Source organism: Mycobacterium sp. DHQP2018-32-09, from assembly GCF_058148405.1.
Map to the genome: position 1 here is coordinate 12,227 of NZ_JBYVYK010000019.1, position 21,088 is coordinate 33,314.

Here is a 21,088-nt window from a genome sequence, read left to right on the forward strand (position 1 = left end):
GCTCGACACGACACGGCCGGAACCGCTCGGTTGAGCTTAGCTCATCGGCCTGACACGATGAGGGCGTGAACAGCCGCGCCGAGGTGATCCGCAATTCCCTGATCACCGTCGTTGGCGTCGTGGTGATCCTGGGCGCCGTGTGGCTCGGCACCGCCTACGGTCGGATCGGACTGTTTGCCGTGGTGGGCGTGATCGGCCTCGTCGTCGGCATCTACGTCGGCCTGCGTCATCCCCTCTGGTACTTCTGGGGCCTCGCCGCGATCATGGCGGGCCTGGCGTTCGGTCGCATCCCCGGGATCTCGCTCCCCATCTACCTGCCGCTGGCGTTCGGCGCCATCGTCGCCGCGTTCTTCCATCCGCGGTTCGCCACGTCCATGCATCCCCTCGAGGTCGGGGTGCTCGTCCTGTTCCTGGGATCCGGCGTGGCGATGGCGATCGCCAGCCTCACGCTGCCCGACGTCTCGCTCTACGTGCGCTGGGGCATCGCCACGCTGGTCATGCTGGCACTGGCGCGACTCGCGCCGTCGGACCTCGCGAGGTTCGGCAGGATCTTCGCCGTGGTGGCGGCCGTCAACGGTGCGTACGGCATCTTCCTGCTGTTCTTGGACCCCGGCAACAAGACGCTGGGCATCTTCAAGGTGTTCGGCTACCTGCCGCAGTACACGACGGCGTTCGTGGCCTACGCCGGCGACGCCGCCCCCACCTCGCGCCGTCTGGGCGGCACGTGGGTGGAGCCCAACGGCGCGGGGCTGAACCTGGCGCTGGCCTTGGCGCTGACGGCGCTGCTGTTCACCGGGTGGCGCCGGGTAGTGCTGGCGCTGGTGATCACCGCCGCACTGGTGCTGACCCTCAGCCGCGCGTCGATGTTCACGATCGTGGCCGGCGTGCTGCTGCTCATCGTGTTCCACCCGATGGCCGCCCGCGCCCGGGTGTCCCTGATCGCGCTCCTGACCGCCGCCGCGGTCACCGCGCTGGCGTTCGAGCCGGTACGGCGCCGCCTGCTCACGTCGTTCGGCGCGGGTGACACGGGTGCCGATGCCCGCGTCGACGCGTTGCGCGTGTTCCCCGAGCGGATGTCCGGCCACTGGTTCGCCGGGGTGGGGTGGGCGCGTCGCGAGTTCATCGACCCCGCGTACTCGTTCGTGTTCAACTTCCCGTCCAACGCTCCCCTGGTCACGCTGTACCGCGGTGGTCTGCTGGCGTTCCTGCCGTTCATGGCGGTGGTGGTCATCGGCTGCGTGCTGGCCTACCGCGCCGTGCGGCAGCAGTCGTTCCCGCTCGCCGCGTTCGGCGCGGTGTTCATCGGGCTGTGCGTCGTCCAGATGCAGCTCGACCACCCGCTGGCCGGAACCCCGCAGGGCGCGCTCACCTACTCCATCTACCTGGCGTTCCTGGTGTACGTCGACCGCTTGCGGCGTCAACGGAACACCCAGGCCGCCCAGGCCACGTCCGCCGGCTTCGGTTCCTCCCCCGGCGACTTCGCCCTGACGAGGTGACTTCGCCCTGAGGTGGGTGGCCTCAGGTAACGGCGCGCCTGCGCGTGGGGTTCACCGACGGGAATCGTCGAGGAACGGTGACGCGTCGACCACCGCTGAGGCTCCCCGGCCAGCGCCCTCTGGAGCGCCCTCGGCGTAGACGACGCAACACGCCCCTCGGATTCCGAGGGGCGTGCGGCGTGATGGTCGGACCGGAGCGGAGTCAGTACGCTCCGGAGCCCGAGGCGATGGTGCGCACGGTCTTGGCGGCGATCAGCAGGTCGTTGGTGATGGACCAATTCTCGACGTAGGACAGGTCCAGGCGTACCGAGTCCTCCCACGACAGGTCGGAACGGCCGCTGACCTGCCACAGCCCGGTGATGCCCGGCAGCACCAGCAGCCGACGACGCACCTGGTCGTTGTAGGTGTCGACCTCGCGACGCAGCGGCGGACGCGGGCCGACGACGCTCATGTCACGACGCAGCACGTTGAGGAACTGCGGCAGCTCGTCGATGCTGTACTTGCGCAGCAGCCGGCCGACGGGGGTGACGCGCGGGTCGTTCTTCATCTTGAACAGCACCCCACCCTCGCTCTCGTTGACGTCGAGGAGGTCGACCACCTGCTTGTCGGCACCGTCGACCATGGTGCGGAACTTGATCATCTGGAACGGCTGGCCCTCGAGGCCGATGCGCTCCGAACGGTAGAACACCGGGCCGCGGCTGGTGAGCTTGATGGCGACGGCGGCGGCCAGCATGACCGGCAGGGTGAACAGCAGCGCGGTGGTCGAGACCAGGTAGTCGAACGCCAGCTTCTGCACCTTCTTGGTGCCGCTGTACTGGGGCTTCTCCACGTGGATCAGCGGCAGCCCCGCCACCGGCCGGATGGTCAGCCGCGGACCCGCCACGTCGACGACGCCTGGCGTGACCACGAGGTCGACACCCAACTTGTGCAGATCCCAGGACAGTTCGCGCACGCCCTCGGGACCCAGGTGGTCGGTGGTGGTCAGCGCGACGGTGTCGGCGTTGGCCTTGAGGATGGCGTCGTGAACGCGGCCCTCGTCGCCGAGGACGGGCAGGGTGCCGACGCCGGGAACCTCGAGGGTCTGTCCGGCGTCGCGGTCGGTGAGGCAGACACCGATGACGGCGTAGCCGTAGCCCCATCCCCGCGTCAGTGACTGGACCAGGCTGCGGACGGCGCGCGCGTCACCGACGGCCAGCACCTGCTGCACGCAGCGGCCGCGCCGCCGCTCGTGGGCGAGATAGTGGCGCCACAGGTTGCGGCTGAGGACGAGACCGGCGAGCCCGAGGGGGAACGCCACCGCGAGGTATCCGCGGGCGTACTCCGGCCGGAAGATCATGAGGAGGACGGCGACGACGCCGATGGTGGCCAGCGAGGCGGACACCACGCGGCGGTACTCCTCGACGCCGGCGCCGACGATGCGCGGCGAGCGGGTGCGGTACGCCGACAGCAGCGCCAACCAGATGCCCGCGACGAACACCGACAGGATCGAGAAGTAGATCTGCAGCGGATCGAGCGCCGTGATCGAGTAGCCGAGCTTGATCGTTTGCGCGGCCGCCATGGCGAGCACGACGACGATGACGTCGGTGACGACCAACGCGCGCACGTAGCGCTGCTGCCACTGCGGTCCGCCGGCCGGCCCTCCGGCCGTGCCGAACGCGCCTCGCGTGGCCCTGGCGGGGGCGATGACCTCTTCAGCCAGACTCACTGCTCCCTGCCCTCCTAGTTTGCTGCGAGCTATCCGACGTGAGGCTTTCCCCGGCCCGGGTAACACTATGACAGGGTTTGCCAGCCGCCGCTACCCGTTCGGCAAACCCCCAGCTTGAGAACATTCCCCTTGCAACATCGCCTTCGCGAGTCCGCCCCACTGATATGCGAACACGTACTCCCAGAAGAGCGGTGAAAAGTGATAGCGCCGCGGAACGGCCCGCAGGGTCAGCGCGCCGTCGGCGTTCGAGAAGCACTGCCGGAAGATCATCCGGGCGCGCGGCATGTGATAACGCCAGGTGACGACGATGAGGCGCGACCACGAGCGCTCCTCGGCCAGCCGCCGGACCATGAGTGCCTCGCCGCGCGTGGTCAGTGGGTCCGGGACCGGGCAGAGCACTTCCACGGGGCCCGCGACGCCGACGGTGTCTCGACACGCCCCCTCCATCACGCCGTCCGGAACCAGGTACGGGTTGGACAGCACGACGGTCGAGGCCCAACCCTGCTTGGCAAGGGTGATGCCGTAGTCCTCGCGGCCGTCGTGTTCACCACCGAGCACGACGATCGCGTCGGCGGGCTGCAGCGGGTCTTCCTCGGCCTTCGCGAACAGGAAGTACCCACTTACGCCGATGTCAATCAGCAGCACGAGGACCACGACCAGCACGGCCTCGACCGCGGTGCGCAGGCGTCTAGCCGACGACATACCCCGCCAGTTCGTCACCACACGTCTCGCGGAACGCCGCCCACATGGCCTCGCCGAGCAGGCGCTGACCCACGGCGTCGTAATGCCGGTCCTCGACCCCGTCGGGGTCGCCGGCGGGCCTGCCGTTGACGTGCCCGCGCGGCCCCGGGACGAACGTCGCGCGCGGATGCCGGTTGGGGGTGTCGGCGTGGACGGCGTGGATCGCCGAGTAGTCCTTGTTACTGCGCTCCATCTCCTCGGGCACCATCCCGCCCAGGACGACGGGGGTGCCCGACCCGTAGCGGGACCGAAGGTCGTCGATCACCAGGTCGAGCTTCTCCTGGTACACCGGGCCCGAGGTCAGCGGGACGTCGGACTCCCCCTGGTGCCACAGCACCGCGGCGACCGTGCTTCCCGGATACTGCGCGAGCACGGCGTCGATCGCGGCGACGCCGTTGCGGTACAGGTTGACGCGGGTGGTGGTGTCGGTGGGGTCCCACGTGTAGCCGTTCTTCGGCGCGAACGAGGTGTCGCCGCGTGCGCCGGGCACCAGGCACACGTGCCGCCCCGTCTCGAGGGCGAGGCGCCTGCCGAACGTCGTGCCGAAACCCACGCCGTACCCGGGGATCTCGTGCATCAGCGGATCGACGGCCAGGATCACGCGATGCCGGTCGGGACCGCTCATGGCGTACTGGTGCACGCGAGGGTGCGGGCGGTCGGCCCCGGCGAGGTCCAGGCCCTTGCCCATGCCGAAGGCGTTCGACTGGCCCAAGATGGGCACCACGAGGTACGGCAACGGGGGCGGGTCGACGGGGACGCCGCGGCGCGCCACGCGTCGCTTCACCGCACTCTTGGCCTCGAATGCCAGCCGCCGCCAGGTGGCGACGTCGCCGTCGTAGTTCCTAAGGGCAGTCATCCGGTGCCGGCTTCCCTGCGAATCGATCGGCCAGCCACTGGAACTCGCTGACGATGTCGATGTCCCCATGGCCCTTGTTCGGTTGCATCCGGTAGGAGATCGTACCGCCGAGGGCACAGGCGCGCGCGATGGCCCTCGTGGTCCATTCGGCGTCGATGATCGTGTCGTCGGCACCATAGGCCACCACCATCGGTGCGGTCAGCTTGCGTTGCGGCAGAGCCCATTTCGCCAGCAGCTCCCGCAGCCGAGCTGCGGCTTCCGGGGTGCGTGGCGCCACGTCCGCCGGCGTCATCAACGCCAGCGCCGCATCGCGGTCGTGGACGTCCATGCCCGCGCAGGTGGACACCACCTTCCAGTACTGGGCGGCGGGTCCGCGGCGGAAGTCGTCCCGGTCGACGTCGGGATGCAACCGCGCGAGCGACTCCACGACCGCCTGGAATGCGGGCAGCTGGTCCTTGGTCAGCGTTCCCGCCGACGCCTTGTCCACCATCCCGGTGACGTCGGCGGCCGGCGAGTTGGCGATGGCCCCCACCAACCGGAGTTCGGGGGCATGGCTGCCGGCCTGCTCGTCGGCCGCCCAGGCCGCCGCTCCGCCCTGCGAACCGCCGAAGGCCAGCCACCGGTCGGACACGTCCGGGAAGACGTGCCGCAGCGCCCGCACGGCGTCGATCATGTTCAGTCCGGCGGTCTTGGCGTCGGTGTAGGGGTGCACGCCGGGGGCCCCGAGCCCCTCGAAGTCGGCCAGCGCCACCGCATAACCGTTCTTCACGAAACCCGACACGGGCTCGGCGAGCGTCAGCAACGACGTCGACAGCGAGGGTGCGCAGGGTTGGTCGATGCCGGTGCTGCCGTGCCCGAGGGAGATGACCGGCCAGCCGCCCTCCGGGGGCGTGCCCCGCGGCACGAACACCGCACCGGACACCTCGGTCGGCGCACCGGAGTCGCCGTTGGTGGACCGGTAGAGCACGCGGGCGGAGTCCATCGCACTGCCGTAGCCGGTGCGCGCGAAGCCCGGCATGGTCGTGGCGCTGACGAGCGAGCCAGGACCGCTGCCGGACAGGTCGGCGCCGGCGACGGGCCGGGGTTGGTCGGTGCCGGGTTGATCGCCGCGCAGCGAGACCACGACCACCAACACGACGACGAGGACCACCAAGGCCAGACCGGCCAGCAGCGCCCACGGCGCAGCGCGGCGCATCAGATGGGCCGACGTTCGACGCTCATTCGCCCTCGCCCACCGCGTCGGGTTGCGGCTGTTCGGGCTGGGGTCCACCGGTTGCCGTCTCGAACCCGGCGGGCGCGACGAACGACGGGCAGCTGTTGGGTGCGGGCGCGTCGGCGAACCGGTCGGCGACCCACGGCAGGGCGCTGCTGACGTCGACGTCGGAATGTCCCTTGTCGGGCTGCAGGTTGATGTCGACGACGTCGCCGAGCGCGCACGCGCGGGCCAGGGCGGCGTCGGTCCACGCGGGGAGGATCAGGGCGTCCTGCCCGCCGTAGATCACCAGCGCCGGTGCCGTCGTCGGGCGCAGGGGCAGGCGCGACTCGGCCAGGTGGTCGCGCAGCGCGGCCGCGGCGGCGGGCGAGGCAGGACGCACGTCGTCCGGCGTCACCTCGGAGAGCACCGTGGTGCGCTGGTCGGCGGTGGCGAAGTCGCAGCCCAGGATGAGGTCCCACTGGGCGGCGGCGACGCCGCGCCGGTACTCGTCGAGGTCGACGGCCGGATCTTCCTTGCCGTACGTGGCGACCAACGCCAGGTACGCGGGCACCTGTTCCGGGGTGAGCGTGCCCGCCGAGGCGGCGTCGACCAGGCCGGTCACGTCCAACGGTGGCGACATGCTCACCGACCCGAGCATGCGCATGCCCTCGCCGTACTCCCCCGCGAATTCGTTGGCGGCCCAAGCTCCTTGCGCGCCCTGCGAGGTACCGAACGCCACCCAGCGGTCGGCGGCGGTCGAGACGACCTTGCGCGCCGCACGTGCGGAGTCGACGAGGTTGTAGGCGGCGGTCTTCGCGTCCAGGTAGGGGTGATACCCGTCGCCGGGATCGCCGAGACCCTGGAAGTCGCTCATCGCCACGACGTAGCCGGCCTTGACGAGCAGCAGCACGGTGTCGGCGAGTCCCGCCAGGGTCGGGGACAGCGACGGTGCGCACCCGGGCTGGATACCCGTGGTGGGGTGCCCGAACGCGATGACGGGCCAGCCGCCCTCGGGCGGTTTGCCGTTGGGCGCGAACACCGTTCCGGTGACGTTCGTGGGCTGGCCGGTGATCCCCGACGTCGACGTGTAGGTGATGCGGGCGGCGATGGAGCTGGCGGCCACCAGCCTGCGGTCGACGAGCGGCAGCGTGGTGGCCTTGAGGAGGGTGCCGGGGCCGGATCCGCCGAAGTCTCCGGGCAGCGCGACACCGGCGTCGGCTGGCGGCGGGGCCTGCGGCGCGGGCCGGGCACAGGCGCCGACTGCGACGGTCGTCAGCACGGCGCACGCCAGGGCGCCGAGGCGCGAGCGGATCACGTCAGCCCCGCGCAGGCGCCGGCGAGCGGCTGCCCGTCGAAGCGGGCCTGCAGCCAGCCCAGCGCGGTCTGGGTCACGATGTCGTTGGCGGTGTCGCGATCGCCGACGCGGCGGTCCACCTGGACCGGGTTGCCGCGCTCGCACGCCGCGCGTGCGGCGTCCTCGATCCACTGGCCGGGCACGGTCGGGTCCTCGGTGGCGTACACCGCGAGCACCGGTGCCGCGGGTCCTCCGGCGTCCAGCGGCACCGCGGCGGCGGCGATCTGGCTCCGCAACCGGTCGGCTGCCGCCGGGTCACGCGGCCGGATGTCGTCGGGCCCCAGCGGTTCCACCGCCTTCACCAACGAATCCGTATCGAGCGGAGCGCATCTGGCGGTGACGTCCACGAGATCGCGCACGCGCGGCGCCTCGAATTCGCCCAGATCCAGTTGCTGAGGTGAATTGGCTTGCGCCGCAAGCACCATGAGGTAGGTGTAGTACAGCTCACGCGGCAGCTCACCGCGCTCGGCCAGGTCGACCATGCCCGACATGTTGGCCAGTGGGGACAGTGCGACGGCACCGACCATGTCCAGGCCCGCGCCGTAGGTCGACGCCAGGTCGGCGGCGGCCCACGACGCCAGCCCGCCTTGCCCGATGCCGTAGGCCGCCCACTTGGTGCTGGTCTCGGGGGCGATGCGGCGCGTGGCCCGCACCGAGTCGACGAGGTTGTTCCCCAGCGTCGTGGCCTGCAGCGGAAGGTGTTGCAGCCCTTGACTGGCGACACCGAGCCCCTCGTAGTCCGACATCACCACGACGTACCCCGCGGTGGCGAACACCGAGAGGACGGAGGCGTAACCCCCGAGTTCGGACGCCAGCGACGGCGCACACTGCGGGATGATGCCGGTGAGCAGGTGTCCGATCGCGAGGATGGGCCAGCCGCCACGGGGCGGCTTTCCCGGGGGCACCACCACCACGCCGGACACCTCGGTGGGGCGGCCGTCCAGACCGGACGTGGAGCGGTAGGTCATCTTGACGGCCGTGGCGCTCACCTGGTCGATGCCCTCGGAGAACTGCAACGGCTGCGCGTCGACGAGTGAGCCGGGACCGGTGCCGGACATGTCGGCGGGCGGCAGGACGGGAGCGCCGTCGAACAGCGGTTCCAGCGTGCGCGGTGGGCGATCGGCCGCCGACGGTGGCGGTGGCGCGGGATGCGCGCAACCCGTCAGGAGGGCGAGCAGACCCGCGCACAGCAGGATGCCGATCCGGCGGGCCACCGCGTCAACGGCTTTCGCCGGCGTCGGTGCTCGACGTCGAGCGGGGCTTGGCCACCCGCGACGCCGCGACCCGTGCGGTGGGCGCGTCGTCGGAGTCGTCGGCGTGCTCGCCGCCGCGGGTGTCGTCGGGGGCCCCACCGGTCGAGGACGACGACGCGCCGGGCTTGCCGTGGCGGCGGCCGGCGAGGCCGGCGGGTTCGAACGTGGCGACCGTTCCGATGAGGTGCACGTGGGCGCCGCGCAACGTCTGCACGGCCCGCTTCAGCGCGGTGGCCCGGGTCGAGCGCACCTTGGCGAGCAGGATCGCGCCGTCGCCGAGTGCGGCGATGTTGGCGCCCTCGCTGTGCGCGCCGAGCGGCGGGGTGTCGATCACGACGTAGTCGAAGGTGCGCGCCAGCTCGGCCAGCAGCGCGCTGGCGGTGTCGTGCGCCCACAGCGCGGCGGGACGGGGCGGGACGGGGCCCGCGGGCAGGACGGCGATGGTGGTGCCCGCCACCGTGACGTCGCCGATGACGCTCTCGGCGAGGTGGTGCTCGCCCGACAGCACGGTGCTGACGCCGCGGGCGTCCGCCCGGTGCCGTGCGGCCCGGTCCAGGGGCAGCGCCGCGGCCACGTCCCCGTCGTAGAGGTCGCCGTCGACGACGACCACCGACCGGCCGGACTCCGCGAGCGCCAGGCCGAGGTCCACGGCCACGCTGGTGCGGCCCTCCCCCTTGGCGGGGCTGGTGACGGCGATGACCTTGGGCGGTGCGCCGTTCGGACCCGCGGCGAACCGCAGGTTGTTGCGCAGCTCGCGCAGCGACTCGGCGTAGTTGCCGCCGTCGGACAGGTCGACGACGGCCGATGCGCGGCGTGCCGCGTCGGTGGGCAGCGCCCCCAGCAGGGTGGCCCCGGTGGCCTCCTCGATGGGCTCGCGACCACGCAGCCGCTTGTCGAGCACGCCGGCGAGGATGGCCAGCAGGAAGCCGACGACCAGACCGGCGACGGCGCCGAGCGCGGTCAGCATCGGCCATCCCAGGCCGGTGGCCTTGGTGGGATAGTCGGCGTCGTCGACGACCACGGCGCCCGCGGCCGGGGTGCCTCCGCGGCGTGAGGTCTCCAGTTCGCCGATGAGGTTCACCAGCTGATCCGACACCGCACCCGCATAGGCCTGGGCCTGCGCGGGATCCGGGTCGGTCACGGCAACCGTCAGCATGACCGTCTTGTCGATGGGGGTGGCGGTGATCTTGGAGCGCAGCTCGCCGGGGGTGATGGAGGCCTTCAGCTGGTCGACGGCCCGCGCGGCGACCTGCTCGCTGGTGGCGAGGCTGGCGTACGAGACCACGCGTTCCTGGGAGAACAGGTTGTTCTGGTACGCCTCAGCAACCGACGTGCCGTTCTGCGTGGCGACGAACAGCGTGGCCTTCGACTGGTATTCGGGCGTGGAGAAGTAGCTCGTGGCGTAGCCCGCGCCGGCTCCGATCAGGGTCGCTACGACGACGATCGGCCAGTACCTGCGCAAGATGCGCAGATATTCCATGACAGACAATGCCCAGTCCTCCTCGATAGCGCCGCGCAAACAAGTCATAGAGTAGCGGCCGACGCCGTCAGCACGCCGCTTCGGACGCAGAAGTCAGGATTTGCCGCTGGCAACGACCGTCTCGACTTCCGGCGACCCCGCGGTGCCATGCGTTGCCGGCCACCCTCTCCGCTAACGATTTGCCGTGGCCGTGGCCGGTCCGTCCGGCAGCGGGATGCGCAGCCGAGCATACCCATCACCGGCGCGAACCGGCCCCGCGCGACGCCGAACGGATCGCGTTGGGCGATTCTCGCGGGTATTTGCCAGGAACACCGCCGACACACCGCGGCGTGGGCGGCGATCACCGCGAGCGTCGGTCACACTGACCGGGCAGATCCTTCGACACCCTGGAGCGGCGGTGAGACTGGTCGGACGCCGCAGGCAGCGTCGTGCGTTCGCGACGTCGCTGCCTGGCATCCTCACCGCGCTGGGGTGTGTGGTGGTCGTCGGCCTGGTGGCCCAGCCGCATCCGCCCCGCCGGGTGACCGCGGTCCCCGCGACCACCATCGACGTCAGGCCGTCGACGGTCGGCGTGACGGCGCTGCGGACGTTCGGCATGGGGCAGACCGATCTCGACGACGCCTTGGACGCGATCCGGGCGTCCGGGATCCGCGTCGTGCGACTGGCGATCCCGTGGGCTGCCGTGCGTCCCACCCTCACGGACTGGACGTCGGTGGACCGGACCGTCGACGCGGCGGCGGCGCGGGGCCTGGCCGTGGTGGGCGTCGTGACCGCTGGCCCGGCGTGGCCAGGCGCCGCGAGTGCGCCCGCGGAGACGGTGACGACGATCGCCACGACGACGGCGGCAGCGGCCGAGTTCGCGGCCTTCGTGGCGGCGACGGTCACCCGCTTCCGGGGCAGGCTCGCCGCCGTCGAGGTGGGCAGCGACCCCAACCTCTCGCCGTCCGGGCCGCCCGACGCGCGGTCCTACGTGGCGCTGCTGCGCGCGGTGTATCCCGCGGTCAAGGCCGCCGACCCCGCGGTCGTGGTGCTCTGCGGCGCGCTGGCCTCCGCGACCGGGGTCTTGGATCCGGTGGAGTTCCTGCGCCGGATGTACGCCGCCGGCGCCGCGGGATCGTTCGACGCATTGGGGTTTCATCCCCGCACCGGTGCGGTGCCGTTCTCCGCCGGCCTGCCGCTGCCGCACTCCCCCGTCAACCAACTCATCGGGTTGCGACTGCTGATGATGGACAACGGGGATGCCGACAAGCGAATCTGGGCCACCGACTACGACCCCGCCGAGGGCTCCGACGGGATCGTCGGCCAGGGCAGGCGTGCCGTCGTCGATCTGCTCACCAGCTGGCGGCAGTTGCCCTACGCGGGACCTGCTTTCGTGCCGTCCGCGCCGGTCGACCAGATCGTCTCGGCACCCGAGCAGACGAGGTTCGCCGCGGTCACCGACCAGCGGTTGGGCAGCGTGCTCAGCCCGGTGTTTCGCGCGAACCCGACGACGTGGGCGCAGATCCGCACGGCGGCAACGGTATACGAGACACCGGCGGGATTCGTCGCGTCGCCCAACCCGGTGGCCGCCACCGCACTGGGGCTCGCGGCGGCGCCGACGGGACCGTTCGCAAGCGGTTACCAGGACTTCGACGGTCCTGCGGCACTGCGCATCTGGTTCTCGCCGCAGACGTGCGCCTGGGCGGGCTCGGCGGCCATCGCCGCGGCGTGGACCCCGGATCTGGGGCTCGCGGTGGGTGCCGAGCGCCGCGTCGGCGACACCTCGAGCATGGACTTCCAGCACGGCACGGTGACGACGGCCCCCGGGGTCGCTGCGACGGCAGTTCGCGCCGAGCACCCCGATCCGGTCGGCTGCGCTACGACCGCCGAGGATCCGGTTCCCGACCCGCCAGCAGGGACGCCACCGCGCGACGCCCTTGCTCGGCAAGCCAGTACTCCCGATTCGCCTCGTACAGCGCCCGTCCCGCGGTGACGGCGGCGTCGACGTCGGTGAGCAGGCGTCGGCACTCGGCGACGAAGGCGTCGTCGTCGTCATGGGCGTCGAGGTCGAAGACGCGGTCGAGCGATCCGATGGCGGCGCGGGTCCCGACGACGGGTAGCCCCATCCGGATGGCGTCGAGCAGCTTGACGCGCACCCCGCCGCCGGTCTTGATGGGCGCGATCATGGCGCGGCACGAGGCCAGGAAGCCGGGCAGGTCGTCGACGAACCCGAGATCCCGCACACCCGCGGGCAACGGTTCCTCGGCGGCGCCGCTCTTCTTCGCGCCGATGACGCACAGTTCGGCACCGTCGATTCCCGCCGCGATGCGCGGCCACAGCCGCAGCGCCCACAGGAACGCCTCCTGGTTGGGCGGCCAGTCACGGGTGCCCATGAGCACCAGGCGCTTTGCCGTGTCGGCCACGTCGACCGGCGCCCCCGGCGGCAACCGCAGGTCCAGCCAGCGGGCGTCGGCCACCCCCTGGGCGCGCAGGGCCTCGGCCTCGTCGGCGTCGAACGTGGCGACCGCGTCGGCCGTGCGGGCGACGCGCAGTTCGTCGCGCACCAGGCGCGGCCCCTCGATGCGCCCCAACGCGCCGCGGGTGGCGCGCCACACCAGCGCCTCGGGCACGTGCGTGCTGACCACGAACCGCGTGCGCCCGGCATGGCTGCTGCGCAGGAAGGATTCGGCCATGTAGCTGTGCTCGGCGACGAACACGTCGGCAGTCGTCGCGTCGATCGCGCGCACCATGTCCTCGCCGTCGAACCGGACGTGTACCAGGCTGCGCCGGGTGCGCACCGAGTCCAGCAGCAGCCGCGCCGGGTTGATGGCGGGCTTGGGCACGCGGGTCAGCGGGATTCGATGACCGTCGAGTTCGAGTGTCGCGGAGCCGGATGCGGCCGAGTAGCAGATGGCCGACACCTCGAAGTCGGTGGCCGCCAGCCCCATCGTGAGCCGCGACAGTTCGACGTCGCCGCCGTGTTCGAGGACGGGGTCCTTCGACAGCAGATAGGTGACGCGGGTCATGCGCCCACCCGTTTGCGGCCGTAGAGCGCGAACGCGAACACGGCGAGCAGGGCGACGTCGGCCACCGTCGTCGCGATGGCCGCACCCACTGCGCCCAGCCCGGCCCACACCAGCACCGCCAGCAGTACGAACTTGAACGGGATGAGCAGCAGCGCGGCGAAGAACCGCAAGCGGTCGCGGTGCTGGGCGTAGAGGATCACCTGCAGGATCGCGATGATGGTGCGCACCGTGCAGAACCCGGCCATGATGAGCATGACGATGCCGACGACGGGTGGCGCCGGCGAGAGCAGGCAGCCGATGCCGACCACGATGACGACGATGCCCACCGCGAGGCCGAGCTTGATGGTGGTCCACGGCTTGGGTGCGGCCGACAGGTCGCCGCCGCTCTTGCGGAGGGGTTCGTGGTAGGTCATGGCGAACGACTGGCCGAGCGCGGCCAGCGCGGTGGTGAGCATGAGCCCGATGTTGTAGTAGCCGACGACCTCGGTGTTGGTGAGCCAGCCCAGCAGCAGCACGTCACCCTGCAGGTAGAGCGTGGTGCCAAAGCCCATCTCTCCCATGAGGATGAACATCAACCGCGGGCTGCCGGGCAGGCCGGGTCGGTGTCCGCGCACGGCCAGTCCGGCGAGCACCACGAACACCGCGTACGGCGCGCAGTACAGCAGGCAGGCCGTGACGAGCGTGGGATCGGGTGCGGTGAACAGGTAGAGGCACGCCAACCCGACGCCGGTGAACTGCCTGCCGGCGCCCCACCGGTAGACGCGGTCGGGGTGCCCGTCGCGGGTGTCGCGGCTGATGTAGGCGTTGACGGTGATCTCGCCGCCGGCGACCATCAGTCCCAGGAATCCGATGAACGAGAACGGGATCAGGGCGACCCCGCCGGCGAGCAGGGTGACGCCCACCAGGTAGCGGCTGGTGCGTTCGCGGTTGAACCGCTCCTCGGATTCCCGCATGGCGCGCACGGCCCACGGGTTGTCCAGCGTGGGGCCCACGATGGTGGCCGCCGCGAACGCCATGGCGTAGAGGCCGTAGTCGCTGATGCCCAGCTTGCCGATCATGGCGAACGTCCACAGCAGCCCGACGCCGCGGGCTCCGTACATCCACACGATGCCGACGATGCTCTTGAACAGGTTGCGGCGCTTGCTCTCCCCGTGCGGCTCGGCGCCCAGGGCATCCTGCTCGGGCGCCGTCGCACCGAGCGGTTCGACGGGCGGCACGGGCGGGTCGGGCGGGATGTGCTCAGCCACGGCGGTCCAGGATCTCCGACCACGCGTCGGTGAACGCCTCGGCGGTGCGGACCGCGGACCGTTGCGCGCGGGTGCGGGCGGCGCTCTCGCCGAGGGCACGGACGCGATCGGGAGCGTCGAGCAGCGCGGTGATGGCCCCGGCGAGCGCGTCGGTGACGCCGGTGGCGCCGTCGGCGACGCGGACGACGACGGCGCCGACGCTCTCGTCGAGTTCGGCGAGGGCGGCGTAGTCGGTGCAGATCTGCGGTGTGGCGTAGGCCGTCGAGTGCGCGACGACGCCCGAGGCGGCGAAGCTCTCCGCGTAGAAGTGCCGCTTGCCGTAGGGCACCACGATGGCCTGGACGGATTCGAAGAACGCGTCTTCGGACGGCCCGTCGACGGGCCCGAGCACGTCGACGCCCGCAACGGCGGGCAGATCCTGGGTGCCGCGGCCGGCGACGCGAATCCCGATGTCGTCGGGCAGCATTCGCCGAAGTGCCTCGATCTGTTCGAATCCCTTGCCGCGGTAGACGTGGCCGAAGAAGCCGACGGCCCGCGGCCGTTCGTGGGCGGGGCGGATGTCGGGGCGGTCCCGCACGACGTGCGGGATGTAGCGGGTGTCGGTGTCCGGGTAGACGCGGGCGATCGAGCGACGGCCCGTCTCGGTGAGCGCGAACAGGGTGCGCCCGCGGTACACGGCGCCCTCGAGTTTGCGGCTCAACGGGCGGGCCGGGTAGTGGATGCCATGGTTGAGCAGGCGGGAGCCGCCGACGAACCGGGTGCGCAGCGGCATCCAGACGCCCTGGGGCGGGTCGTGCACCGTGGCGGTGACGGGGACGCCGCGCAGCCCGGTGGTGGCCCAGAAGGGGGACAGCGAGGCCGTGGACAGCTCGGCGTGCACGAGCACGCGGCCCGCCGGCGCGCCTGCGACGTGGCGCGCGACGGCCGCGCGGTGCCTGCGGACGTCGGACAGCGTGTCGCTGCCGGGGCCGCCCGTGCGCACCTGGAGCACCTCGCGGAAGTACGGCCGCACGGCGGTGACGATGTCCTCGGCGTAGTCGCCGACGGCCGTCTGGCCGAGCCGGGGACCGACGAAGACCAGCCGGTAGTCGGAGAGCGTTGCGCTCATCAGCAGAACAGGGGGCGGTAGCCGCCCTTGTACTTCAGCGCCGCCGGGTCACGCTTGCCGATGACCTTGGCCGGGACGCCGCCGACGATCTCGCATTCGCCGATGTCCTTGTTCACCAGCGCCTGCGCGGCCACCACGGCACCGCGTTGGACGTGGGCGGGCAGCACCATGGCGCGGCTGGCGATCCACACGTAGTCCTCGACCACGGTCGGGTCGGGCACCGGGAGGAAGTCGGGGTGGTTGACGTCGTGGCCGCCGCCGATGAACTGCACGTCGCTGGCGATGGTGACGTCGTTGCCGATGTAGAGGCCGGCGCGGGCGTCGAGCAGGCAGCGCGCCCCGATGGAGGTGTTGTCCCCGATGGTGAGGAACTCGATGTCGAGGATGCTGGTGCCCAGCATGATGCACGAGTTGCTGCCGATGGTGGCGCCGAAGAGCCGCAGGAAGCCCTGCCGGATGAAGTGGAACGGGATGTGCGTGACGATCAGGTTGAACAGCACCTGGCCGATGCGGTTGCGCAGCTTGCGCGGCAACGGCATGTCCTGCATGCGGTAGTTCGCCACGCGGCCGTCGGGTTGCAGGTCGTACGACGGCTCCGGGGGGAGCTTGAGGCCCGGGGCCGCCGCCTTCTTCTTGGCGACCTTCTCCGGGTCGGCCTTCGCGGGTTCGACGCTCACCGCTGTCGCTCCTGACGTGGGTTGGGACGGGTTACCGCGCGGCCAGTTCGCCGACGGCATGGTGCAGTTTCTCGGTGAAGACGGCCTGGCTGAACCGGTTGACGTGGTTGCGCACCGCGTCGGGGTCGAACGCATTCTCCTCGAAGCGGTCGACGGCCGCGCGGATGGCGCGGGCCGTCGGCTCGTCGAAGTAGCTGCCGCTGACGCCTTCGGCGATGGTGTCCAGGAAGCCGCCGAACCGCAGCGCGATGGCGGGCTTGCCCCAGGCGCCCGCTTCCAGGGGGGTCAGGCCGTAGTCCTCGTAGCTCGCGGCGATGATGGCCCGGCAGTGGGCGTACAGCCAGGCGAGTTGGCCGTCGGTGAGATCGCTGAGCATGGTCACGTTGGGTGTCTTGAGCGCGCGTAACCGGTCGGCTTCCGGCCCGCGCCCCACCACCACCAGCTTGCGGTCGGTGTCGGCGAACGCGGTGATGATCTCGTCGACGTTCTTGTACGGCAGCAGCCGCGACACCACGAGGTAGAACGAACCGTCGATCGCCGCGTCGTGGCCGGCGCCGGGCGCGGCGTCCTCCGCGGTGGCCGGGGCCAGCCACCGGCGCACGTCGGGCATCGGTTCGAGGGCGTCCGGTGCGGTCTGCGCGACGGGCGGGAACACGACGTCGGCGTCGATGCCGTAGGCCTCGCGGATGCGGCCTTGGATCTCGGTGGAGTTGGCCAGGTAGCGGTCGCCGCTCAGCGCGGCCTTGCGGTCCCACTTCTTGAGGTAGCCGGACACCGCGCGCAAGCCCAGTCGCGTCACCGCGCCACCGTTGCTGCCGAGGTAGGTCTCGGACTGGTAGAGCCACCGCGCCGGGGCGTGACAGTAAACGAGCTTGCGGCCGGTGGTGCGGAATCCGTGCGCCCAGCCGCTGCTGCTGGCGAGCACCACGTCGGCGTCGATGCGCACCGACCGTGCCACCAGGGGCAGGACCGGCAGGGCGGCGCGGTGGTGCTTGCGGAAGGGGTGGATCCGGTCGAATGCCGCCACCCGGACGTCGAGATCCTTGAACTCCGGGAACGTGGCGTCGGGGTCGTACAGCATCGTGTAGATCGGCGCATCCGGAAACGCCCTGCTCATGGCCAGTACGGTCTTCTCGGCGCCGCCCAGTTGCGTCAGGTAGTCGTGCGCGATGGCCACGCGCGGCGTGCCGCGGCCGTCGACCGTGCGCTCTCCCACCACGTCGCTCTTCCCTCGCCTGGATCCAGTGTCGTGACTCACCTTGCCGACCGTGGGCCCGCCGCGTCGGCGCACCGACCAAGTCGGCAATAACCTTACACCGCCACTCGCGGGAGTTCCCGGCAGCTCGGACCCGTGGCCGCCCCGCGATGACGTGTCGTTGGCAAATATTCACGTCCGACAGACCGGGCGCGGCGCGAGTCGGCCGATTCGTTTGCTGTCAGCTATGGGCGACGACGGCTCAGAAGAACGGCACCTTGTACTTGCCGCTGTAGCGCAGCGCCTCGGGGTTGCGCTGCGAGATGACCTTCGCGGGCACGCCGCCGACGACCGCCAACGGTGGCACTTCACCGGTGACCACGGCGTGCGCGGCCACCACGGCGCCACGGCCCAGCAGGCACGGCATGATCATGGCCCGGCTGCCGATCCACACGTAGTCGTCGATCACCACCGGGTCCAGCGGGTTGGGCGCGGGCGGGAAGTTCGGGTGATTGAAGTCGTGACCGCCGGCGATGATGTGGGTGTCGCTGGCGATCACCACGTCGTCGCCGATCGCGATCGCCGCACGCGCGTCGAGCAGGCAGCGGAACCCGATCGAGACCCGGTCCCCGATGACGAGGTAGGGGATGGACCAGACGCCGGTGCCGCGGTTGATCGCCGTCCCCTTGCCGATCGACGCGCCGAACAGGCGCAGGTAGCCCAGCCGGATGAAGTGGAACGGGATGTGCGTGACCACGGAGTTGTAGAACAGCGCCGCGTACAGGTCGCGCAGCCGGTGCCACACCTTTTCTCCGGGCAACTCGTAGTCGAGGATGTTGCCCTCGTCGTCGGTGACCCAATTCATGCGTCCCCGCAGCCGCACCTTGGGGTTTACGGCCTGCTTGCGGGCGATGGCTTCCGGATCGGATACCTGCGGTTCGACGAACATCAGTGTTTGCTCCTGTCGCGGTTCACCGGTCACCATAACCCCGCTCGACCCCGCTCGACCACCTACCGATCACGGCACGCGAGGCGGACGCGAAAGCCGGAATTAAGGGCTGCTTAAGAATTCGGCGACGGGGGTCGCTACCATCCAATCCATGACCAGCGTCACCGAACCCGCCGGTTCCCACGAGATCGACATCCACACGACCGCAGGCAAGCTCGCCGACCTGCGCAAGCGCACCGAGGAGTCGTTGCACCCGGTGGGCGAGGAGGCCGTCGAGAAGACGCACGCCAAGGGCAAGCTCACGGCGCGCGAACGCATCCTGGCGCTGCTCGACGAGGGCTCGTTCGTCGAACTCGACGCGCTGGCCCGCCACCGCAGCACCAACTTCGGCTTGCAGCAGAACCGTCCCGTCGGCGACGGCGTGGTGACCGGCTACGGCACCATCGACGGCCGCGACGTCTGCATCTTCAGCCAGGACGCCACGGTGTTCGGCGGCAGCCTCGGCGAGGTGTACGGCGAGAAGATCGTCAAGGTGCAGCAGTTGGCCATCAAGACCGGCCGCCCGCTGATCGGCATCAACGACGGCGCGGGCGCCCGTATCCAGGAGGGCGTCGTCTCGCTGGGTCTGTACAGCCAGATCTTCCGCAACAACATCTTGGCCTCGGGCGTCATCCCGCAGATCTCGCTGATCATGGGTGCGGCCGCGGGCGGCCACGTGTACTCCCCCGCCCTCACCGACTTCGTGGTGATGGTGGACCAGACCAGCCAGATGTTCATCACCGGCCCCGACGTCATCAAGACCGTCACCGGCGAGGACGTCACCATGGAGGAGCTGGGCGGCGCCCACACCCACATGGCGAAGTCGGGCACCGCGCACTACGTCGCCTCGGGCGAGCAGGACGCGTTCGACTACGTGCGGGACCTGCTGAGCTACCTGCCGAGCAACAACTACGCCGATCCGCCGCGGTACGCCGCGCCGCCGCACCCCGGTGCGGTCGAGGACAACCTCAACTCCGAGGACCTCGAGCTCGACACGCTGATCCCCGATTCGCCGAACCAGCCGTACGACATGCACGAGGTCATCTCGCGCATCCTCGACGACGACGAGTTCCTCGAGGTGCAGGCCGGTTACGCGCAGAACATCATCGTCGGCTTCGGCCGGGTCGACGGCCGCACGGTCGGCATCGTGGCCAATCAGCCCACGCAGTTCGCGGGCTGCCTCGACATCAACGCCTCCGAGAAGGCCGCGCGGTTCATCCGCACGTGTGACTGCTTCAACATCCCGATCGTGCTGCTGGTCGACGTGCCAGGCTTCCTGCCCGGCACCGATCAGGAGTACAACGGCATCATCCGACGCGGCGCCAAGCTGCTGTACGCCTACGGTGAGGCGACGGTCGCCAAGGTCACCGTCATCACCCGCAAGTCCTACGGCGGGGCGTACTGCGTGATGGGCTCCAAGGACATGGGCGCCGACGTGGTGGTGGCCTGGCCCAGCGCCCAGATCGCGGTGATGGGCGCGTCCGGCGCGGTCGGATTCGTCTACCGCCAGCAGCTCAAGAAGGCCGCGCAGGACGGCGAGGACGTCGACGCGCTGCGCCTGCAGTTGCAGCAGGAGTACGAGGACACGCTGGTGAACCCGTACATCGCGGCAGAGCGCGGTTACGTCGACGCGGTCATCCCGCCGTCGCACACCCGCGGTTACGTGGCAGCGTCGTTGCGGTTGTTGGAGCGCAAGATTCAGCAGCTGCCGCCGAAGAAGCACGGGAACATTCCGCTGTGAGCGGAGCGAGCGATTCAGCGACTGTGAGCGGAGCGAGCGATTCAGCGACTGTGAGCGGAGCGAGCGATTCAGCGACTGTGAGCGGAGCGAGCGAGGCAAGCGTGACCGAGGACAGCACCAGCGAGGCAACCGGCGCGGTGGACGGGACTGGCGAGACGCCCGCCGCCGACCCGGTGATCCAGATCCTCAAGGGCAAGCCCACCGACGACGAGGTGGCCGCGCTGGTCGCCGTGCTCGCGGGATCGCAGTCGGGGGTCTCGTCGGCCGATCTCGAGCCGCAGGGCCGCGACCTCTGGGGCCATCCGGTGGACAAGCTGCGCTATTCGGTCTTCAGCTGGCAGCGCGTGACGTTGGTGGAGCGCTTGCACATGCGCCGATGACGCGTCTGGTCCTGGCGTCGGCCTCTCCCGGGAGGCGCCAGGTGCTGACGAGTGCCGGCGTCGATCCCCTGGTGATCGTGTCGGGTGTCGACGAGGACGCCGTGGTGGCCGCGCTGCCCGCCGACGCGGGCCCGGACCGGGTCACGACGGCGTTGGCGGCCGCCAAGGCCACCGCGGTGCTCCCCGAGCTGCCCGCGGCCGTCGCCGCCGACTGCGTGGTGGTGGGCTGCGATTCGATGCTCTACCGCGACGGTCGGCTGTGGGGCAAGCCGCACACGGCCGATGCCGCGACGGCGGGCTGGCGGGAGATGGCCGGCCGGACGGCCGAGTTGTTCACCGGGCACTGCCTGGTCCGGGTGTTCGACGGCGCGGTCGCCCACCAGGCGACCGAGTCGGCCGTCACGCGCGTGCACTTCGGCGCACCGTCGGAGGCCGACCTCGCGGCATACGTCACCTCGGGCGAGCCGCTGGGGGTTGCGGGCGGGTTCACCATCGACGGGCGGGGCGGCTGGTTCGTCGAGGGCGTGGACGGGGATCCGTCGGCGGTGATCGGGATCGGGCTGCCGCTGGTGCGCAGGTTGCTGCAGGGCGTGGGGGTGTCGGTGGCCGCGCTGTGGGCCGCAAACCCCGTCTAACACCCGGCCGCGGTGCCAGTAGGCTGGGCGGC

18 protein-coding genes are annotated in these 21,088 nt (G+C 70.8%); 5 read left to right on the forward strand and 13 right to left on the reverse strand.

Going from position 1 to position 21,088, the window contains the following annotated elements; all coding sequences use genetic code 11:
- The first annotated feature begins 65 nt into the window (after positions 1-65).
- The gene (locus tag AC30CM_RS11425; protein ID WP_490116984.1) at positions 66-1,496 is read left to right on the forward strand and encodes an O-antigen ligase family protein; all 1,431 of its coding nucleotides are present in this window, start codon (positions 66-68) and stop codon (positions 1,494-1,496) included.
- A gap of 202 nt (positions 1,497-1,698) precedes the next feature.
- Here the strand turns inward: AC30CM_RS11425 and AC30CM_RS11430 are convergent, their stop codons facing one another.
- The 7 genes from AC30CM_RS11430 to AC30CM_RS11460 form a co-directional block, all read right to left on the reverse strand.
- Positions 1,699-3,201 (reverse strand): sugar transferase, encoded by a 1,503-nt coding sequence (locus tag AC30CM_RS11430; RefSeq protein WP_490116985.1) that lies wholly within the window; start codon positions 3,199-3,201, stop codon positions 1,699-1,701.
- 90 nt (positions 3,202-3,291) lie between these two features.
- Positions 3,292-3,864 (reverse strand): YdcF family protein, encoded by a 573-nt coding sequence (locus tag AC30CM_RS11435; RefSeq protein WP_490116986.1) that lies wholly within the window; start codon positions 3,862-3,864, stop codon positions 3,292-3,294.
- 25 nt (positions 3,865-3,889) lie between these two features.
- Entirely contained in the window at positions 3,890-4,798 is a 909-nt protein-coding gene (locus AC30CM_RS11440; protein ID WP_490116987.1) for a sialate O-acetylesterase, read from the reverse strand.
- Positions 4,785-5,993 (reverse strand): lipase family protein, encoded by a 1,209-nt coding sequence (locus AC30CM_RS11445; protein ID WP_490116988.1) that lies wholly within the window; start codon positions 5,991-5,993, stop codon positions 4,785-4,787. Before AC30CM_RS11445 ends, AC30CM_RS11440 begins: the two co-directional genes overlap by 14 nt.
- 22 nt (positions 5,994-6,015) lie before the next feature.
- A complete protein-coding gene (locus AC30CM_RS11450) occupies positions 6,016-7,308 on the reverse strand; it encodes a lipase family protein (protein WP_490116989.1) in 1,293 nt (430 codons plus the stop codon).
- On the reverse strand, positions 7,305-8,561 hold the full coding sequence (locus AC30CM_RS11455) for a lipase family protein (RefSeq protein ID WP_490116990.1): 1,257 nt from the start codon (positions 8,559-8,561) through the stop codon (positions 7,305-7,307). The genes AC30CM_RS11450 and AC30CM_RS11455 overlap by 4 nt, the downstream gene beginning before the upstream one ends.
- Positions 8,562-8,565: 4 nt before the next feature.
- Positions 8,566-10,080, reverse strand: a complete 1,515-nt coding sequence (locus AC30CM_RS11460; protein WP_490117055.1) for a tyrosine-protein kinase domain-containing protein — start codon at positions 10,078-10,080, stop codon at positions 8,566-8,568.
- 397 nt (positions 10,081-10,477) lie between these two features.
- Here AC30CM_RS11460 and AC30CM_RS11465 point away from each other — a divergent pair, with 397 nt between their 5' ends.
- A complete protein-coding gene (locus AC30CM_RS11465) occupies positions 10,478-12,052 on the forward strand; it encodes a hypothetical protein (RefSeq protein WP_490116991.1) in 1,575 nt (524 codons plus the stop codon).
- On the opposite strand, the gene AC30CM_RS11470 is transcribed toward AC30CM_RS11465, so the two are convergent.
- The 6 genes from AC30CM_RS11470 to AC30CM_RS11495 all read right to left on the reverse strand — a co-directional run bounded on the left by AC30CM_RS11470 (position 11,937) and on the right by AC30CM_RS11495 (position 18,261).
- Positions 11,937-13,085: a glycosyltransferase gene (locus AC30CM_RS11470; RefSeq protein ID WP_490116992.1), complete on the reverse strand. Its 1,149-nt coding sequence runs from the start codon at positions 13,083-13,085 to the stop codon at positions 11,937-11,939. The two genes, AC30CM_RS11465 and AC30CM_RS11470, sit on opposite strands and share 116 nt — an antisense overlap.
- Positions 13,082-14,332, reverse strand: coding sequence for a lipopolysaccharide biosynthesis protein (locus tag AC30CM_RS11475; RefSeq protein ID WP_490116993.1), 1,251 nt, complete (start codon positions 14,330-14,332; stop codon positions 13,082-13,084). Before AC30CM_RS11475 ends, AC30CM_RS11470 begins: the two co-directional genes overlap by 4 nt.
- Positions 14,325-15,440: a glycosyltransferase family protein gene (locus AC30CM_RS11480; RefSeq protein ID WP_490116994.1), complete on the reverse strand. Its 1,116-nt coding sequence runs from the start codon at positions 15,438-15,440 to the stop codon at positions 14,325-14,327. The genes AC30CM_RS11475 and AC30CM_RS11480 overlap by 8 nt, the downstream gene beginning before the upstream one ends.
- Complete coding sequence (locus AC30CM_RS11485; RefSeq protein WP_490116995.1) at positions 15,440-16,117, reverse strand: acyltransferase; 678 nt, start codon at positions 16,115-16,117, stop codon at positions 15,440-15,442. Before AC30CM_RS11485 ends, AC30CM_RS11480 begins: the two co-directional genes overlap by 1 nt.
- A 31-nt stretch (positions 16,118-16,148) precedes the next feature.
- The gene (locus AC30CM_RS11490; RefSeq protein ID WP_490116996.1) at positions 16,149-17,333 is read right to left on the reverse strand and encodes a glycosyltransferase; all 1,185 of its coding nucleotides are present in this window, start codon (positions 17,331-17,333) and stop codon (positions 16,149-16,151) included.
- 241 nt (positions 17,334-17,574) lie between these two features.
- Positions 17,575-18,261, reverse strand: coding sequence for an acyltransferase (locus tag AC30CM_RS11495; RefSeq protein WP_490116997.1), 687 nt, complete (start codon positions 18,259-18,261; stop codon positions 17,575-17,577).
- 151 nt (positions 18,262-18,412) lie between these two features.
- On the opposite strand from AC30CM_RS11495, the gene AC30CM_RS11500 reads away from it, so the two are divergent.
- From AC30CM_RS11500 to AC30CM_RS11510, 3 genes are all read left to right on the forward strand, one after another.
- The gene (locus AC30CM_RS11500) at positions 18,413-20,041 is read left to right on the forward strand and encodes an acyl-CoA carboxylase subunit beta (RefSeq protein ID WP_490116998.1); all 1,629 of its coding nucleotides are present in this window, start codon (positions 18,413-18,415) and stop codon (positions 20,039-20,041) included.
- A 101-nt stretch (positions 20,042-20,142) separates the two neighbouring features.
- On the forward strand, positions 20,143-20,421 hold the full coding sequence (locus tag AC30CM_RS11505; RefSeq protein WP_490116999.1) for an acyl-CoA carboxylase subunit epsilon: 279 nt from the start codon (positions 20,143-20,145) through the stop codon (positions 20,419-20,421).
- The gene (locus AC30CM_RS11510; protein WP_490117000.1) at positions 20,418-21,056 is read left to right on the forward strand and encodes a Maf family protein; all 639 of its coding nucleotides are present in this window, start codon (positions 20,418-20,420) and stop codon (positions 21,054-21,056) included. The genes AC30CM_RS11505 and AC30CM_RS11510 overlap by 4 nt, the downstream gene beginning before the upstream one ends.
- Positions 21,057-21,088 lie beyond the last annotated feature (32 nt).

Coding starts and splice junctions, on each gene's coding strand:
- AC30CM_RS11495 (WP_490116997.1), bottom strand. CDS start 18,261: ATGTTCGTCGAACCGCAGGTATCCGATCCGGAAGCCATCGCCCGCAAG.
- AC30CM_RS11460 (WP_490117055.1), bottom strand. CDS start 10,080: ATGGAATATCTGCGCATCTTGCGCAGGTACTGGCCGATCGTCGTCGTA.
- AC30CM_RS11445 (WP_490116988.1), bottom strand. CDS start 5,993: ATGCGCCGCGCTGCGCCGTGGGCGCTGCTGGCCGGTCTGGCCTTGGTG.
- AC30CM_RS11480 (WP_490116994.1), bottom strand. CDS start 15,440: ATGAGCGCAACGCTCTCCGACTACCGGCTGGTCTTCGTCGGTCCCCGG.
- AC30CM_RS11510 (WP_490117000.1), top strand. CDS start 20,418: ATGACGCGTCTGGTCCTGGCGTCGGCCTCTCCCGGGAGGCGCCAGGTG.
- AC30CM_RS11500 (WP_490116998.1), top strand. CDS start 18,413: ATGACCAGCGTCACCGAACCCGCCGGTTCCCACGAGATCGACATCCAC.
- AC30CM_RS11440 (WP_490116987.1), bottom strand. CDS start 4,798: ATGACTGCCCTTAGGAACTACGACGGCGACGTCGCCACCTGGCGGCGG.
- AC30CM_RS11470 (WP_490116992.1), bottom strand. CDS start 13,085: ATGACCCGCGTCACCTATCTGCTGTCGAAGGACCCCGTCCTCGAACAC.